Genomic DNA, 14251 nt, shown 5'->3' on the forward strand with positions numbered 1-14251 from the left:
CTGCGTCCCGCGTCCAACCGCCGCCTGCTGCCAGGCGGCGGCTTTATCTTCCCTGGAAAAATATGGCCACTAAAAACCGTTTTTCATCGAAATCGTCCTCCTCAGCGTCGCTCGTGCCCTGGCTGGGCATTGCCGCCATCGTCATCCTGTTCGACCAGATCACCAAGATCACGATCCTGAAGACCTTCCGCTATGCGCAGGAGATGGTCATCACCTCGTATTTCAACCTGGTGCTCGCGTATAACAAGGGCGCCGCGTTCAGCTTCCTGTCCGACCAGGGCGGCTGGCAGCGCTATTTCTTCACCGCCATCGCCCTGGCGGCCGCCGTCTACATCATTTATTTGCTGAAAAAGCACGCCGGCCAGCGCATGTTCTGCTGGGCCCTGGCGCTGATCCTCGGCGGCGCGCTGGGCAACGCCATCGACCGCCTGGTGTACGGCCACGTGGTCGACTTCCTCGACTTCCACTGGAAAAGCTGGGGCCATTTCCCCGCTTTCAATATCGCCGACAGCGCCATCTGCATCGGCGCGGCCCTGTTCATCATCGATGAACTGCGCCGTGTAAACAAATAGACAAGCAGGAGAACGGCATGGAATTGTCCGGCAAAAAAATCGTCCTGGGACTTTCGGGCGGCGTCGCCTGCTACAAAGCGGCGGAACTGTGCCGCGCGCTGACAAAGGCCGGCGCCTCGGTGCAGGTGGTGATGACGGATGCGGCCAGCCACTTCATCACGGCCGTCACGATGCAGGCGCTGTCCGGCCACCCCGTCCACACCAGCCAGTGGGATGCCCGCATCGATAACAACATGGCGCATATCGACTTGACGCGCCATGCGGACGCCATCCTGATCGCGCCGTGCTCGGCCGATTTTCTGCGCAAACTCGCGCATGGCGTCTGCGACGACCTGCTCTCGACCCTGTGCCTGGCCCGCCCGGCCCACCTGCCTTTGCTGGTGGCGCCGGCCATGAACGTGGAAATGTGGCAGAACCCCGCCCGCCACGCAGCGCAACGTGCAGCAGCTGCACGACGACGGCATCACCCTGTTTGGCCCGGCCGCCGGCGAACAGGCTTGCGGCGAAGTTGGCCTGGGCCGCATGCTGGAACCGGAACAGCTCTTGACAGAGCTGATCGCCGCCTTCCAGCCGAAAGTCCTGGCGGGCAAGCGCGTGCTGGTCACGGCCGGCCCCACGTTTGAAGCCATCGACCCCGTGCGCGGCATCACCAATCTGTCCTCGGGCAAGATGGGCTATGCGGTGGCGCGCGCGGCGCGTGAAGCGGGCGCCGAAGTGCTGCTCATTTCCGGCCCCACGGCCCTGGACGCGCCGTTTGGCGTGCGCCGCATCGATGTGCAAAGCGCGCAGCAGATGCACGATGCGGTGCTGGCCCACGTCGACGGCCAGCATGTCTTCGTCGCCGTGGCCGCCGTGGCCGACTGGAGAGTCGCCAACGCCAGCGACCAAAAGATGAAAAAGCAGGCCGACGGCTCCGTGCCCGAACTGCAGTTCGCGCAAAACCCCGACATCCTCGCCACCGTGGCGGCGCGCACCAACCTGGCCGGCTATCCGTATTGCGTGGGCTTTGCCGCCGAATCAGAAAACCTGGTGGAATTCGGCTCGGTCAAGCGCGAGAAAAAAGGCATTCCTCTGCTGGTTGGCAATATCGGCCAGAACACGTTTGGCCAGGACGACAACACCATCATCCTGTTCGACGAGGAAGGCCATACCGTGCTGCCGCGCGCCTCGAAACTGAACCTGGCGCGCCAGCTGATTTCGGAAATCTCGAAACGCCTGGCAAAAAATTCGCTGCTCAAATAATCCTTTTAAACGACTTAGCTTAGTTAGTTAGATTCATGAAAAATATCGACATCAAGATCCTCGACGCCCGCATGCAAGAACTGCTGCCGGCCTACGCCACCCCGGGCAGCGCGGGGCTGGACCTGCGCGCCTGCATCGACGAGGCGATCACCATCGAAGCCGGCCAGACCGTGCTCATTCCCACGGGCCTGGCCATCCACATCGGCGACCCGTCGTATGCGGCCATGATCTTGCCGCGCAGCGGCATGGGCCACAAAAACGGCATCGTTTTGGGGAATCTGGTAGGCTTGATCGACTCCGATTACCAGGGCCAGCTGATGGTATCGACCTGGAACCGGGGCCAGAGCGCCTTCACGCTCAATCCCATGGAGCGCCTGGCGCAACTGATTATCGTGCCGGTGCTGCAAGTGGGCTTTAACGTCGTCGAGGAATTCGGCGACAGCGAACGCGGTGTTGGCGGTTTCGGCAGCACCGGCAAACATTAAGGATTGACACTTATGCCAGGTTTCCGCCATCTGATCCCAGCCCAGACTTCGCTGCACCGATTGGCCACTCCCCTCCTGTTGGCCGGCGCGGCCATTCTGGCCGGCTGCACCACGCCGGTGACGACTGTCAGCGGCCCGTTCAACGTCGTGCCGGCGCCCGAGGCCCCGGCCCTGACGGCGCAACAAAAGGCGGCGCAGGAAGAGCTGGTGAAGATGGTAACCCTGCAGGACCGCCTGTCGAAAGTCTCGGCGCCCCTGCTGATCAACAATGCGGACCTGTGCAAGACGTATGCGCGCAACCTGCTGGGCTTCACGGCGCAGAACAAGTATTCCTACCCTGGCATCTATGCCGACGCGGCGCAGGCGGCACTCGGCTACGGCGAACAGATGCAGGTGTCCGGCGTCTTGCCGGGCAGCGGCGCCGCGCGCGCCGGCTTGCGCAAGGGCGACGGCTTGCTGGCCGCCGAAGGCAAGCCGCTGCCGGCAGGCCCGAAAGCGGAAGGCCCGTTCGGCGCCATCGTCGGCCCGCTGGCCTCGAAGAACGCAAGCCTGAACATGACCATCGCCCGCGACGGCCAGCAGCAGGACCTCAAAATTCCCGTCACGCGCGCCTGCGCCTTCCGCGTCGCCCTGGGCAATGCGGACAATATCAACGCGTATTCGGACGGCGCGCGCATCATGCTCACGCGCGGCATGATCAATGCGGCGCAAAATGACGAAGGCATCGCTTTCGTCATCGCCCGCGAAATGGCGCACAACATCCTCGACCACGCGCGCAGCCAGCGCTCGGCCGGTACGGCCGGCACCATCATCGACAGCCTGGGCGCCGTGCAGCCCGACGTCTCGATGCTGACGGGCGCCGCCGGCATCAAGGCCATGCCGCAGGAACTCGACGTGCAAGCCGACACCCTGGCCATCTACCTGCTGGCGCGCGCCGGCTACAACGTCGACAACGCCGCCCGCTTCTGGCAGCGCATGGCCACGCAAGTGCCGGCCACGGTCGCCAACGGCTACACGGCCCTGCACCCGGGCACCAACTCGCGCATGGCTGCCGTCAACCGCGCCGTCATCGACGTGCGCGCCAAGCAGGCAGCCAAGAAACCACTCAAGCCTTAGCACGGAGGCGCCTGACAAAACCGTCGCGAGCGGCAGTGATTTGTGGCTAAGAAGCGCAACCGTACTCTAGTACGGTGAGCATCGCAGGCCGCAAAGCGCGACGCGCAGCAGGTTTGGTCAGGCGCCGGGGAAGTTCGGGAAGTAGGTGCCCATGATCCAGGTCAGGGCGCCGCAGAACACCACGGCCAGAAACAGGACGATGAGCAGCTTGCCGAACTTGGGAATACCCTCTTCTTGCGTCTTGACTTCATTTGACATGAAAATTCTCCGCAGGGTGGTGGAACAGGTAGTATATCCACAATCTTGAATACTTTTCCATACTTTGCCGCAAACATACGGCATGTAACTCGCGCGCGCCATGGACAGCATCGACCTTGAAGTTCTGAAGACCAGCGCCGCCTGGCTCGCCGCCGGGCACCGCTGCGAACTCGTCACCGTCATCAAGACCTGGGGCTCCAGCCCCCGCCCCGTGGGCGCCACGCTGGCCATCTGCGACGATGGCACGGTGGTCGGCTCCGTCTCCGGCGGCTGCATCGAAGATGATTTGATCGACAGGGTGCGCGTGCACGGCATCGAGCGCACCTTGCCGGACATCGTCAGCTACGGCATCAGCGCCGACGAGGCGCACCGCTTCGGCCTGCCCTGCGGCGGCACCATCGAACTGGCGATCGAACCGCTGCACGCGGGCAGCCGCGTGGCCGAACTGCTGGCGCGCCTCGAAGCGCACGAACTGGTCGAACGCCGCCTCGACCTGGGCACGGGCGCCGTCGCCCTGCAAACCGCCGCGCCGGGCGCCGTGCTGGCCCTGGAAAATGGCGTGCTCACCACGCAGCACGGCCCGCGCTGGCGATTGCTGATCATCGGCGCCAGCCAGCTGTCGCGCTTCGTGGCGCAAATCGCCATGGCCATGGATTACCACGTCATCGTCTGCGACCCGCGCGAGGAATACCGGGGCGGCTGGAACGTGCCCGGCGTGCCCCTGCTGCACGCCATGCCGGACGACCTGGTGCTGGAATTAAAGCTCGACAGCCGCAGCGCCGTCGTCGCCCTCACGCACGACCCCAAGCTCGACGACCTGGCCCTGATGGAAGCACTCAAATCCCCCGCTTTTTACGTCGGCGCCATCGGCTCGCGCGCCAACAACGCCAAGCGCCGCGAACGGCTGCTGCAGTTCGACGTCAGCGCGGACCAGTTGGCGCGCCTGCATGGCCCCATCGGCCTGTACATCGGCAGCAAGACGCCGGCCGAAATCGCCATCTCCATCCTGGCCGAACTGACGGCCGTGAAAAATGGCGTGCCCGACGCCCTGCAGATCCAGCACGCGGCCGCCTTGACGCCGCCCAACCCTGACCTCTGCGTGCGCTGACGCCTGAAAAGCAAGAAATAAGATGCGCCAGCGGCGCGCCCGTGCTACCTTCCCTGATTTTTGGCCACCATGACCCTGCTGCACTGGACCCTCCCCCTGTCCGCCGGCTACCGCCGCGACGACGTCATCGCCTTTCACAGCCGCGACGGGGAAGCCGTCGCCGAACAGGTCACCGCAGCAGGCCTGCGCAAGGGCATCCTGCTTGCCGGCGTGCCCGTGGTGCTGGACGTGGCCTTCACGGACGCTGCGGCCATTTGCCGCGCGAGATCGACGGCGGCGCCAGTGACGCTGTGCAAACGGCGCTGCACGGCGCCCTGCTCAACATCCTCGGCCTGCGCATCGACCCGCAGCCGTTCGCCCTGCTGGCCGCCGCCGACCCGCTGCTGGCGCCTTTGATAAGCGTCAATCCGGGCTTGCGCATCGTGCAATCGGCCAGCCCCTTCGAGGCGCTGACCTGGGCCGTCATCGGCCAGCAGATCAATCTGCCGTTCGCCATTTCCCTGCGCCGCACGTTTATTCTGCAGGCGGGGCGCCGGCATGCCAGCGGCTTGTGGTGCTACCCCGAGGCGCGCGATGTGGCGCGGCTGGAAATCGAGGATTTGACCAGCCGCAAATTCTCGCGCGCCAAGGCGGAAACCGTGCTGCGCCTGGCGCGCCTCGTCGACGACGGGGAATTGTCGCTGGAACTGCCCCCTTCCGGCGACGTGGCGGCCATTTCGCAGGCGCTGCTGGCCGTCAAGGGCATCGGCCCGTGGACCGTCAAATTACGCGCTGCTGCGCGGCTACGGCTATGCCGACTGCTCGCTGCACGGCGACGTGGCCATCCGCGCCGCCCTGCAAAAGCTGCTCGGAGAGGAAACGAAACCGGACATGGCGCGCACGGAGCAGTGGCTGCGCCAGTACGCGCCGCACCGCACCATGGCGGCCGCCCACCTGTGGGCCAGCCTGCACGCGCCGGCAAAAAATATTTTGCCGACCGGGGAATAAACGGCGGGCGGCATGCGTCTATCCCTTGCAAGCCCACCAAACCTCAAGGAGACCATCATGCGCTTTACTGCTATCGCCACCCTCGCCGCCCTGTTGTCCGCCCCGCTGGCCTTCGCCGCCGACGTCATGCCCGCCAACGGCATGCTGGTCAACGCCAGCGGCATGACCGTGTACGTGTTCGACAAGGATGTCGCCGACAGCGGCAAGAGCGCCTGCAGCGGCGGCTGCCTGGTCGCCTGGCCCGCCGTCATCGCCACCGAGGCGGCGCCCGCCGCCCCGTATGGCAGCATCAAGCGCGAAGACAACGGCGCCATGCAGCTGACCTACAAGGGCAAGCCCCTGTACCTGTACAAGGAAGACAAGAAGCCAGGCGACGTGGCCGGCGACAATTTCAAGAACGTGTGGCACGTCGTCAAGCCCTAAGCTCACCATCCCGCCGCCACGATGACCATGCAAGAGGACAGCCGCCAGCTGCAAGCGTGCCTGCCCGGCCTGCGCCGCTATGCGCGCGCGCTGGCCGGCGCCGCGCACGCGGACGACCTGGTGCAGGACACCGTGGAGCGGGCCTGGCGAAAATTCGACCAGTGGCAGCGCGGCGGCGAGATGCGGCCCTGGCTGTTTTCCATCATGCATAACCTGCACGTGGACCAGCTGCGCCGCCCCGGCCTGTCCCTGCAGGAACTCGATGACGACAGCGTGCTGCCCGCCCCTGAGCACGCGCCGGGGCAAGCCATCGCCATCGGCGAAATGGATGCGGCGCTGGCCCGTTTGCCGCTGGGGCAGCGCGAAGTGATCCTTCTGGTCGCGCTGGAACAGATGCCGTACGAGCAGGTGGCGGCCACCCTGAACATCCCCGTCGGCACCGTCATGTCGCGGCTGTCGCGCGGACGCGACAAACTGCGTGCGCTGCTCGATGGCCGCCCTGCCGGCAGCCAGGATAGCGGCCCACCCACCCTGAAAGTCGTGAAATGACAACGCAAGCCATCAGCGAAGCGCAATTGCACGCCCTGGCCGACGGCGTCCTGCCCGAAGACCAGCGCGCGGCCGTCGACGCCCACCTGCGCGCGCATCCCGGGGACGCCGCCAGGGTGGACGCCTGGCGCGAACAGAACCGGCAATTGCGCGCCCTGTTCGATCCCGTGCTGGACGACGCTGTGCCCCCGGCGCTGCTGCAGGCGGCGGCCCCGCCGGCGGCGAACGGCGCCTGGCGCCGCCCCGCCATGCAGGCGGCAGCGGCCGTCGTGCTGGTGCTCGCGGGCGGCGCGGGCGGCTGGCTGCTGCGCGGCGGCGATGGCGTGCCCCCCGGCGCCAGCCCGGTTTCCCTGGCGCGCAGCGCCGCCATCGCCCATGCCGTCTACACGCCCGAAGTGCGCCACCCCGTGGAAGTAGGCGCGGAACAGGAGGCGCACCTGGTGCAATGGCTGTCGAAACGCCTGGGCAGCAAATTGCAGCCGCCCGCGCTGTCGCCGCTCGGCTATCACCTGATCGGCGGGCGCCTGCTGCCCGGCGATGGCGACGGCCCCGTGGCGCAATTCATGTATGAAGATGGCAAAGGCCAGCGCCTGACCCTGTACGTGGCGAAAGAACGGGCCGGCAAGCAGGAAACGGCCTTCCGCTACACGCAGGAAAAGGATCTGAGCGTGTTTTACTGGATCGACGGCCAGCTCGGTTACGCCCTCTCGGCGAGCCTGCCCAAGCAGGAACTGGGCAAGCTCGCCGGCGCCGTGTACGCGCAGCTGGAGCAGCCGCGCTGAGCCAGGCCGCCCATGTGTTGCGCCGCGCGCGCGCGGGTACGTCAGCCCAGCGCGCGCCTGAGTTCCGCGTAGGCCTCGACCAGCCGTTCCTTCGAATAGCCGCGATTGAGGCCACTGGGATTGGGCAGTATCCACACGCGCGCGCCGCCGAAGCGCTCCGGCTGTTCGCCCCATTCCAGCTGGCGTTTTCCCGTCATCGCCGCGTAGGCGGCCTTGCCCAGGAAGGCGATCCACTGCGGCTGCATCAATGCCAGTTTGTGCTGCAGGCCGGCCGCCGCTTGCGCGAATTCGTCCGTTCCCACCTGGTCCGCGCGGCTGGTCGGACGCCCGACTGCCGCCGTCAACCCCAGCCCGAAACCGAGCACGCTGGCATCGTCCTGCGGCGCCACCAGGTGCGGCGTGAAGCCGGCCAGGTGCAGCACGGGCCAGAAACGGTTGCCGCGGCCGAGAAAATGGTGGCCGGCCGCCGCCGCGTCCACGCCGGGATTGAGGCCGCAAAAAACCACCTGCAAGCCGGGAGCGAGAATGTCGGGCAAGCCTTGCGCCACTGTGATGTATGTCATGGAAAACTCCAATATCGGAAGCCGCAGTATGCCACCGGCCTCCGCCATGCAGCGCAGGGCGGCTGGTGCTACCATCCGATACTGATGCGCTCATCCATATGCCGGATGGCCGTCGCGCTTCCCCGCACCATCCCCACTCCGAGGACTACACATGACGACCCTGACCATCAATGGCAAGCAGCACGACCTTGCACTGCCTGAAGACACGCCCCTGCTGTGGGCCTTGCGCGACGAACTGGGCATGACCGGCACCAAATTCGGCTGCGGCATGGCCCTGTGCGGCGCCTGCACCGTGCACCTCGACGGCGAAGCGATCCGCTCCTGCGTGACGCCCGTGTCGGCCGCCGCCGGCAAAAAGATCACCACCATCGAAGCGGTGGGCGAAGACAAGGTCGGCTTTGCGCTACAGCAAGCCTGGCAGGAACATGGCGTGCCACAATGCGGCTATTGCCAGGCTGGCCAGATCATGTCGGCCACGGCCCTGCTGCACAAGACGCCAAGACCGAACGACCAGCAAATCCGCGAAGCGATGAGCGGCAATATCTGCCGCTGCGGCACCTATACGCGCATCCACGCGGCCATCAGGCAGGCCTCGGCCAGTATCCACGCGAAAGGAGCGGCCAAATGAGCATCCATGACACTGCCGCCGCACATTCGCCTGCGCGGCGCCACTGGCTCAAGGCCGCCGGCGCGCTGGCTGGCTTGACCCTCGTGGCCCGGCCCTTCCGGCCTCGTGATGGCGGCCGACGCCGTCAAATACGGCGGCGACAAGATGGCGGGCGGCGTGGTCGACGACACCCTGGTCTTCCTGTCGATCGCCGCCGACGGCATCGTTACCATCGTTGTACACCGCTCCGAAATGGGACAGGGCATCCGCACCAGCCTGCCCATGGTGGCGGCCGACGAACTGGGCGCCGACTGGGCGCAGGTGCGCGTGCAGCAGGCGCCCGCCGACGAGGCGCGCTACGGCAGCCAGGATACGGACGGCTCGCGCAGCATGCGCCACTCGTTCCGCGCCATGCGCCACGTGGGCGCCACGGCGCGCCTGATGCTGGAAACGGCAGCCGCCGTGCGCTGGGACGTGCCCGTGACGCAAGTCAAGGCCGTCAACCATGCGGTCGTGCATGCGGCCAGCGGACGCTTGCTGTCGTTCGGCGCGCTGGCCCAGGAAGCGGCCAAGCTGCCGGTGCCGCCACGCGCGCGCATCAGCCTGAAAACGGCGGGCGAGCTGCGTTATATAGGCCAAAGCAGCACGCGCGGCATCGACCTGCACGACATCGTCACGGGCAATACTCACTTCGGCATCGACACGCGCCTCGACGGCATGGCGTACGCCGTCATCGCCCGTCCGCCCGTCTTCGGCGGCAAGCTGAAAAGCGTGGACAAGACGGCGGCCCTGAAGGTGCCGGGCGTGCTGCGCATCGTCGAACTGGCAGGCAGTCCGCCGCCGGCCATGTTCAATCCGCTGGGCGGCGTGGCCGTCATCGCGAAAAATACCTGGGCCGCCATCAAGGGCCGCGAAGCGCTGGTGCTGGAGTGGGACGATGGCCCGAACGGCGATTACGACTCGAAAGCCTTCCGCAAGACCCTGGAAGCGGCCGTGCGCCAGCCGGCCAGCCCCGCGCGCGACCAGGGCAAGACGGTGGCCACCCTGGCCGCCGCTCCCGCCGCGCGCAAACTCAGTGCCGAATATTATCTGCCCCACCTGGCTCACGCCACCATGGAGCCGCCCGCCGCCACCGTGCGCATCGCCGGCGGCAAGGCCGAAGTGTGGGCCTGCGTGCAGGCGCCGCAGGCGACGCGCAGCAACGTGGCCAAGGCCCTGGGCCTGGCGTATGACGACGTGACCGTCCATGTGACCCTGCTGGGCGGCGGCTTCGGGCGCAAATCGAAACCCGATTTCGCCGTCGAGGCGGCGCTGCTGTCGAAAGCCATGGATGGCGCGCCCGTCAAGCTGACGTGGACGCGCGACGACGACCTGCAGCACGACTATCTGCACACGGTGTCCGTCGAACGGCTGGAAGCGTCGCTGGATGCGAAGGGCATGCCGACGGCCTGGCTGCACCGCACGGCCGCCCCCACCATCACCTCGACCTTTGCCGCCGGCGCGAACAAGCAGGCGCCGTTCGAGCTGGGCATGTCGGCCATCAACGTGCCGTTCGCCATTGCGAACATCCGCGTCGAGGTACCCGAAGTGCCGGCCCATACGCGCATCGGCTGGTTCCGTTCCGTGTCGAATATCCCGCACGCGTTTGCCATCCAGTCGTTCACGGCCGAACTGGCGCATGCGGCAAAGAAGGATCACCGCGACTACCTGCTGGCATTGCTGGGTCCCGCGCGCAAGATCAACCCGGCCGACCTGTCCGACGGCTGGAACTATGGCGAGGATCCGGCGAAGTATCCGGTCGACATAGGCCGCATGCGCCACGTGATCGAACTGGCGACGGCCAAGGCGGGCTGGGGGGCCGCAAGCTGCCCAAGGGGCGGGGCCTGGGCCTGGCCGTGTCCTACAGTTTCGTCACCTATGTGGCGGCCGTGATCGAAGTGGAAATCAATGCGGCCGGCGAAGTCATCGTGCCCAGGGTCGATATCGCCATGGATTGCGGCCCGCAGATCAATCCGGACCGCGTGCGCTCGCAGATCGAAGGCGCCTGCATCATGGGCCTGTCGCTGGCCATGAGCGGCGAGATCAGCTTTAAGAATGGCCGGGTCGAGCAAAGCAATTTCCACGACTACAGCGTGCTGCGCGCCGCCGACGCGCCCCACGTGATCCACACGCACCTGGTGCCCGGTACCCTGGACATGGAGCTGGGCGGCGTGGGCGAGCCGGCCACGCCGCCCATCGCGCCGGCCCTGTGCAACGCCATCTTCGCCGCCACGGGCAAGCGCATCCGCGCCCTGCCCGTGGGCATGCAGCTGGCGAAAAAGGCCTAGGAACGCCGCGCGGCGGGCAACTGCAGCAGCAACGCGGCGGCGGCGACCAGGGCAGCACCGGCCGCCAGCAGCCACATGGGCCAGTCCAGCAGGAGCAGTACCCCGCCCGCGGCGGCGCCGACGGCGCTGCCCAGGTACAGCGCCGATTCATTGAGGGCGATGGCCAGGTTGCCGTCGCCCTGCCGCGCGCGCACGGCCAGCAGCCGCTGGTTCTGCGGCACTTGCAGGGCCCAGCCAGCCGCGCCCCACAGCACGATCGGCGCCAGCATCAACCACGCCGACCAGCCGGCCGCCAGCGGCAGCGCGCACAGGGCCAGCGCCAGCAGCAGCAAGATGAAGCAGGTTAGTTTCGGCGCCGCCACCTTGTCCGCCCAAGGTCCGACCAATACGCTGCCCGCGATGCCGCCCACGCCCCAGGCCCACAGGAAGGGCGTGGCAGACACCGGCGCCCCCTGCGCCGACCACGCCAGCAGCGGCGCAATGAACGTGTACATGCCCAGGCTGGCGATGGCCGCCAGCAGCGACACGAGCAAATGGCCAGCACCTGCCCATCGGCCAGCAAGGCCAGCTTGCGGCGCAGCGAGGTCGCCGGTACTTCCGGCAGCGCGGGCAGCTTCCACAGCAAGCCCGCCAGCGCCAGCGCACCGAGGCCGGCGACCAGCCACAGGGCCGCCGTCCAGCCCAGCTGCTGCGCCAGCAACAGGCTCAAAGGCACGCCCAGTACCGTGCCGCCCGCCATGCCGCCCATGATCGCGCCGATGGCCTTGCCCCGCTGCTGCGGCGCCGACACGCCCGCTGCCGCCGCGATGCCCAGCGCCAGGTAAACGCCCGCGCCGATGCCGGCCATGGCCCGCCAGGCCAGCAGACTGGTAAAACCGGGCGCCAGCGCGCTGGCCCCATTCGCCAGCACGAACACGGCCAGCGCGCCCAGCAGGCCGGAGCGCTGCGCGCGCGCCGGCAGCAAGGCCACGGCCAGGGGCGAGCCGAGGCCATAGGCCAGGGTGAACGCCGTCACCAGCTGCGCGGCCATCGCTACGGACACGGAAAAGGCGCCGGCGATCATCGGCATCAGGCCCGCCGTCACATACGACGCCATGCCCAGCGCGAACGCGCCCACGGCGATCAGGTAGACAGTGGTAGGCAGCGCCGTAGAGGCAGGCGCAAGGGTCGTGGAGGAGGAATAATCAGACATAAACGCGCTTTCGGGAAGAAAGCAGGCATTCTGAAATACAATATAAACAATTACAATTTAACTGTTTATGCTATTACTGATAGCAACAGGCTCACCGGAAAGACCACACCATGCGCACTTTGGCCCGCACCCGCCACGAACTGGCCGCCTACCTGCAGGCGCGCCGCGCGCGGCTGTCGCCCGAAGACGTGGGTTTGCCCGGCGGCGGGCGGCGCAGGACGCCGGGCTTGCGCCGCGAAGAAGTGGCGGCGCTGGCCGGCGTGGGGCTGACCTGGTACACCTGGCTGGAGCAGGGGCGCGACATCGGCGTCTCGAGCGCCTTTCTCGACAAGCTGGCGCAGGTGCTCAAGCTGGATGCGGGCGAGCGGCGCCACCTGTTCCTGCTGGCGCATGCGCGCCCGCCCGCCGAAGAAGGCAAGACGTTTTGCGTGGTGCCGCCGCCGGTGCGCCGCCTGATGCACGAGCTGGCGCATCCGGCCTATGTGCTCAACCTGCGCTGGGACGTGCTGGCGTTCAATGCGGACGCGGACGCCCTGTTCGGCTTTGGCGCGCATGTGCCGGCGCGCCGCAATCTGCTGTGGCTCTTGTTTACCGACCCGCTGCTGCGCTCGCGCTTCACGGCCTGGGAAGAGCAGGCGCCGCTGATGCTGTCGAGCTTTCGCCGCGACTATGCGCGCGCCACGCAGGAAGCCGATATCCACGCGCTGGTGGACGAACTGGAAAAAGTCTCGCCCGAATTCAAGCTATGGTGGCGCCGCCATGACGTGCATGCGCCATGCGCCGGCGTGCGCCGCCTGACCATCGGCGGCGAGGACATCGCGTACGAGCACACTTCGCTGACCATCGATGCGGACCGCCACCTGCGGCTGGTCGTGTACGCGCGCCAGCTGGCAGAAGACACCGCGCCGTAAACGAAAAAACCGCTGGCCCTCTTGCGAGGAACCAGCGGCTTCGAATTGGTTGCGGGGACAGGATTTGAACCTGTGACCTTCGGGTTATGAGCCCGACGAGCTGCCAGACTGCTCCACCCCGCACTCGAATTATATACCAGATTGTTGCGCGGCGTAAAGGGCATGATTTGACAATGTCATGCCTGCCCCGCCTGGCGAATATTGTTCCTGGGTGGAAATGGAAAAAGCCGCTGATCTTTTGCAAGAATCAGCGGCTTTCCGGTATTGGTTGCGGGGACAGGATTTGAACCTGTGACCTTCGGGTTATGAGCCCGACGAGCTGCCAGACTGCTCCACCCCGCACTTGAATTATAAGGGCAAACGGGTGGCTTAGGCAATAGCTATCTCAACTTAGACTGCAATAGAGCTATTTAATTATAAAACCAGGCCAATTGCCGGTTGGCATTGTGTCCGCCCGTCACGCCACACAGCGCGCAATCGGTGTACAGTAAGCGTTACACCAGACACCCATTTTTCCGAAGCCTGCCCATGAAATTCTGCTCCGAATGCGCCCATCCTGTCAGCCTGTCCATTCCGGAAGGCGACAACCGTCCCCGCTATGTGTGCGCCAACTGCGACGCCATCCATTACCAGAACCCGAAAATGGTGGTCGGCTCGATTCCCGTGTGGGAAGAGGATGGCCAGCTGCAGGTCTTGCTGTGCAAGCGGGCCATCGAGCCGCGCCTCGGTTACTGGACCCTGCCGGCCGGCTTCATGGAAAACGATGAAACGACGTCCGATGCGGCCGAGCGCGAAACGGTGGAGGAAGCGGGCGCGAATATCGAACTGGGGCCCCTGTTTTCGCTGCTCAACGTGCAGCGCGTGCACCAGGTGCACCTGTTCTACCTGGCGCGCCTGCGCGACCTCGATTTCGCGCCGGGCATCGAAAGCCTGGACGTGCGGCTGTTTACGGAAGCGCAGATTCCCTGGGATGACCTGGCCTTCCCCACCATCCGCGCCACCCTGGAACTGTTCTTTGCCGACCGCGTGAAAATCCGCGAAGGCGGCAGCTACGGCTTCCATACGGGCGACATCACGCGCCCGATGGCGCGCGCGGATGCCGAGTAAGCCCCCCTCACCTGCCAATTGA

Annotated in this window: 17 protein-coding genes, 2 tRNA genes and 2 pseudogenes; 14 read left to right on the forward strand and 7 right to left on the reverse strand. The window is 66.3% G+C overall.

Features of this window, described 5'->3' with window-relative positions; genetic code table 11:
• Nucleotides 1-62 precede the first annotated feature (62 nt).
• The 4 genes and pseudogenes from lspA to ACQVLG_RS01215 all read left to right on the forward strand — a co-directional run bounded on the left by lspA (nucleotide 63) and on the right by ACQVLG_RS01215 (nucleotide 3415).
• Nucleotides 63-572 carry a signal peptidase II gene (lspA, locus tag ACQVLG_RS01200; RefSeq protein WP_474292499.1) on the forward strand — a complete coding sequence of 170 codons (510 nt, stop codon included), beginning with the start codon at nucleotides 63-65 and terminating at the stop codon, nucleotides 570-572.
• Between the two features lie 17 nt (nucleotides 573-589).
• Nucleotides 590-1814 (forward strand): annotated as a pseudogene (coaBC, locus tag ACQVLG_RS01205) (bifunctional phosphopantothenoylcysteine decarboxylase/phosphopantothenate--cysteine ligase CoaBC).
• A gap of 35 nt (nucleotides 1815-1849) precedes the next feature.
• Complete coding sequence (dut, locus tag ACQVLG_RS01210; RefSeq protein ID WP_099762451.1) at nucleotides 1850-2299, forward strand: dUTP diphosphatase; 450 nt, start codon at nucleotides 1850-1852, stop codon at nucleotides 2297-2299.
• Between the two features lie 60 nt (nucleotides 2300-2359).
• The gene (locus tag ACQVLG_RS01215) at nucleotides 2360-3415 is read left to right on the forward strand and encodes a M48 family metalloprotease (RefSeq protein WP_329958051.1); all 1056 of its coding nucleotides are present in this window, start codon (nucleotides 2360-2362) and stop codon (nucleotides 3413-3415) included.
• 117 nt (nucleotides 3416-3532) lie between these two features.
• Here the strand turns inward: ACQVLG_RS01215 and ACQVLG_RS01220 are convergent, their stop codons facing one another.
• The gene (locus ACQVLG_RS01220) at nucleotides 3533-3673 is read right to left on the reverse strand and encodes a hypothetical protein (RefSeq protein WP_162835767.1); all 141 of its coding nucleotides are present in this window, start codon (nucleotides 3671-3673) and stop codon (nucleotides 3533-3535) included.
• Nucleotides 3674-3773: 100 nt separating this feature from the next.
• Here ACQVLG_RS01220 and ACQVLG_RS01225 point away from each other — a divergent pair, with 100 nt between their 5' ends.
• Together ACQVLG_RS01225 and ACQVLG_RS01230 are read left to right on the forward strand one after the other, a co-directional pair.
• The gene (locus ACQVLG_RS01225) at nucleotides 3774-4781 is read left to right on the forward strand and encodes an XdhC family protein (protein ID WP_474292500.1); all 1008 of its coding nucleotides are present in this window, start codon (nucleotides 3774-3776) and stop codon (nucleotides 4779-4781) included.
• Between the two features lie 69 nt (nucleotides 4782-4850).
• Entirely contained in the window at nucleotides 4851-5177 is a 327-nt protein-coding gene (locus tag ACQVLG_RS01230; protein WP_474292501.1) for a hypothetical protein, read from the forward strand.
• A 160-nt stretch (nucleotides 5178-5337) separates the two neighbouring features.
• On the opposite strand, the gene ACQVLG_RS01235 is transcribed toward ACQVLG_RS01230, so the two are convergent.
• Entirely contained in the window at nucleotides 5338-5544 is a 207-nt protein-coding gene (locus tag ACQVLG_RS01235) for a hypothetical protein (protein WP_474292502.1), read from the reverse strand.
• A gap of 53 nt (nucleotides 5545-5597) precedes the next feature.
• Here ACQVLG_RS01235 and ACQVLG_RS01240 point away from each other — a divergent pair, with 53 nt between their 5' ends.
• From ACQVLG_RS01240 to ACQVLG_RS01255, 4 genes are read left to right on the forward strand one after another with little or no spacing between them, the layout of a single operon-like run.
• The gene (locus tag ACQVLG_RS01240) at nucleotides 5598-5768 is read left to right on the forward strand and encodes a hypothetical protein (RefSeq protein WP_474292503.1); all 171 of its coding nucleotides are present in this window, start codon (nucleotides 5598-5600) and stop codon (nucleotides 5766-5768) included.
• 57 nt (nucleotides 5769-5825) lie between these two features.
• Nucleotides 5826-6191, forward strand: coding sequence for a COG4315 family predicted lipoprotein (locus ACQVLG_RS01245; RefSeq protein WP_474292504.1), 366 nt, complete (start codon nucleotides 5826-5828; stop codon nucleotides 6189-6191).
• A gap of 27 nt (nucleotides 6192-6218) precedes the next feature.
• Entirely contained in the window at nucleotides 6219-6740 is a 522-nt protein-coding gene (locus tag ACQVLG_RS01250) for an RNA polymerase sigma factor (RefSeq protein ID WP_474295869.1), read from the forward strand.
• Nucleotides 6737-7522 carry an anti-sigma factor family protein gene (locus ACQVLG_RS01255; protein WP_474292505.1) on the forward strand — a complete coding sequence of 262 codons (786 nt, stop codon included), beginning with the start codon at nucleotides 6737-6739 and terminating at the stop codon, nucleotides 7520-7522. The genes ACQVLG_RS01250 and ACQVLG_RS01255 overlap by 4 nt, the downstream gene beginning before the upstream one ends.
• Before the next feature lie 41 nt (nucleotides 7523-7563).
• Here the strand turns inward: ACQVLG_RS01255 and mug are convergent, their stop codons facing one another.
• Nucleotides 7564-8085, reverse strand: coding sequence for a G/U mismatch-specific DNA glycosylase (gene mug / locus ACQVLG_RS01260; RefSeq protein WP_474292506.1), 522 nt, complete (start codon nucleotides 8083-8085; stop codon nucleotides 7564-7566).
• 151 nt (nucleotides 8086-8236) lie between these two features.
• Between mug and ACQVLG_RS01265 the strand changes: the two genes are divergently transcribed.
• On the forward strand, nucleotides 8237-8713 hold the full coding sequence (locus ACQVLG_RS01265; RefSeq protein WP_230539730.1) for a (2Fe-2S)-binding protein: 477 nt from the start codon (nucleotides 8237-8239) through the stop codon (nucleotides 8711-8713).
• Nucleotides 8710-11019: pseudogene (locus ACQVLG_RS01270) on the forward strand (xanthine dehydrogenase family protein molybdopterin-binding subunit). Before ACQVLG_RS01265 ends, ACQVLG_RS01270 begins: the two are co-directional and overlap by 4 nt.
• Here the strand turns inward: ACQVLG_RS01270 and ACQVLG_RS01275 are convergent.
• The gene (locus ACQVLG_RS01275) at nucleotides 11016-11381 is read right to left on the reverse strand and encodes a hypothetical protein (RefSeq protein ID WP_474292507.1); all 366 of its coding nucleotides are present in this window, start codon (nucleotides 11379-11381) and stop codon (nucleotides 11016-11018) included. The pseudogene ACQVLG_RS01270 and the gene ACQVLG_RS01275 sit on opposite strands and share 4 nt — an antisense overlap.
• Nucleotides 11363-12211, reverse strand: a complete 849-nt coding sequence (locus tag ACQVLG_RS01280; RefSeq protein ID WP_474292508.1) for an MFS transporter — start codon at nucleotides 12209-12211, stop codon at nucleotides 11363-11365. Before ACQVLG_RS01280 ends, ACQVLG_RS01275 begins: the two co-directional genes overlap by 19 nt.
• 110 nt (nucleotides 12212-12321) lie before the next feature.
• Here ACQVLG_RS01280 and ACQVLG_RS01285 point away from each other — a divergent pair, with 110 nt between their 5' ends.
• On the forward strand, nucleotides 12322-13122 hold the full coding sequence (locus tag ACQVLG_RS01285; protein ID WP_474292509.1) for a helix-turn-helix transcriptional regulator: 801 nt from the start codon (nucleotides 12322-12324) through the stop codon (nucleotides 13120-13122).
• 46 nt (nucleotides 13123-13168) lie between these two features.
• Here the strand turns inward: ACQVLG_RS01285 and ACQVLG_RS01290 are convergent.
• Together ACQVLG_RS01290 and ACQVLG_RS01295 are read right to left on the reverse strand one after the other, a co-directional pair.
• Nucleotides 13169-13245: transfer RNA gene (locus ACQVLG_RS01290), tRNA-Met, on the reverse strand.
• A 142-nt stretch (nucleotides 13246-13387) separates the two neighbouring features.
• Nucleotides 13388-13464, reverse strand: a tRNA-Met gene (locus ACQVLG_RS01295).
• Between the two features lie 186 nt (nucleotides 13465-13650).
• On the opposite strand from ACQVLG_RS01295, the gene ACQVLG_RS01300 reads away from it, so the two are divergent.
• Nucleotides 13651-14229 carry an NUDIX hydrolase gene (locus ACQVLG_RS01300; protein ID WP_230539741.1) on the forward strand — a complete coding sequence of 193 codons (579 nt, stop codon included), beginning with the start codon at nucleotides 13651-13653 and terminating at the stop codon, nucleotides 14227-14229.
• Nucleotides 14230-14251 lie beyond the last annotated feature (22 nt).

The organism is Janthinobacterium sp. TPC_1 (assembly GCF_056037845.1).

Bases quoted from the DNA above. Each gene is read 5' to 3' on its own strand.
- lspA (WP_474292499.1), top strand. From the start codon at position 63: ATGGCCACTAAAAACCGTTTTTCATCGAAATCGTCCTCCTCAGCGTCG.
- dut (WP_099762451.1), top strand. From the start codon at position 1,850: ATGAAAAATATCGACATCAAGATCCTCGACGCCCGCATGCAAGAACTG.
- ACQVLG_RS01220 (WP_162835767.1), bottom strand. From the start codon at position 3,673: ATGTCAAATGAAGTCAAGACGCAAGAAGAGGGTATTCCCAAGTTCGGC.
- ACQVLG_RS01225 (WP_474292500.1), top strand. From the start codon at position 3,774: ATGGACAGCATCGACCTTGAAGTTCTGAAGACCAGCGCCGCCTGGCTC.
- ACQVLG_RS01230 (WP_474292501.1), top strand. From the start codon at position 4,851: ATGACCCTGCTGCACTGGACCCTCCCCCTGTCCGCCGGCTACCGCCGC.
- ACQVLG_RS01245 (WP_474292504.1), top strand. From the start codon at position 5,826: ATGCGCTTTACTGCTATCGCCACCCTCGCCGCCCTGTTGTCCGCCCCG.
- ACQVLG_RS01250 (WP_474295869.1), top strand. From the start codon at position 6,219: ATGCAAGAGGACAGCCGCCAGCTGCAAGCGTGCCTGCCCGGCCTGCGC.
- ACQVLG_RS01255 (WP_474292505.1), top strand. From the start codon at position 6,737: ATGACAACGCAAGCCATCAGCGAAGCGCAATTGCACGCCCTGGCCGAC.
- mug (WP_474292506.1), bottom strand. From the start codon at position 8,085: ATGACATACATCACAGTGGCGCAAGGCTTGCCCGACATTCTCGCTCCC.
- ACQVLG_RS01265 (WP_230539730.1), top strand. From the start codon at position 8,237: ATGACGACCCTGACCATCAATGGCAAGCAGCACGACCTTGCACTGCCT.
- ACQVLG_RS01280 (WP_474292508.1), bottom strand. From the start codon at position 12,211: ATGTCTGATTATTCCTCCTCCACGACCCTTGCGCCTGCCTCTACGGCG.
- ACQVLG_RS01285 (WP_474292509.1), top strand. From the start codon at position 12,322: ATGCGCACTTTGGCCCGCACCCGCCACGAACTGGCCGCCTACCTGCAG.
- ACQVLG_RS01300 (WP_230539741.1), top strand. From the start codon at position 13,651: ATGAAATTCTGCTCCGAATGCGCCCATCCTGTCAGCCTGTCCATTCCG.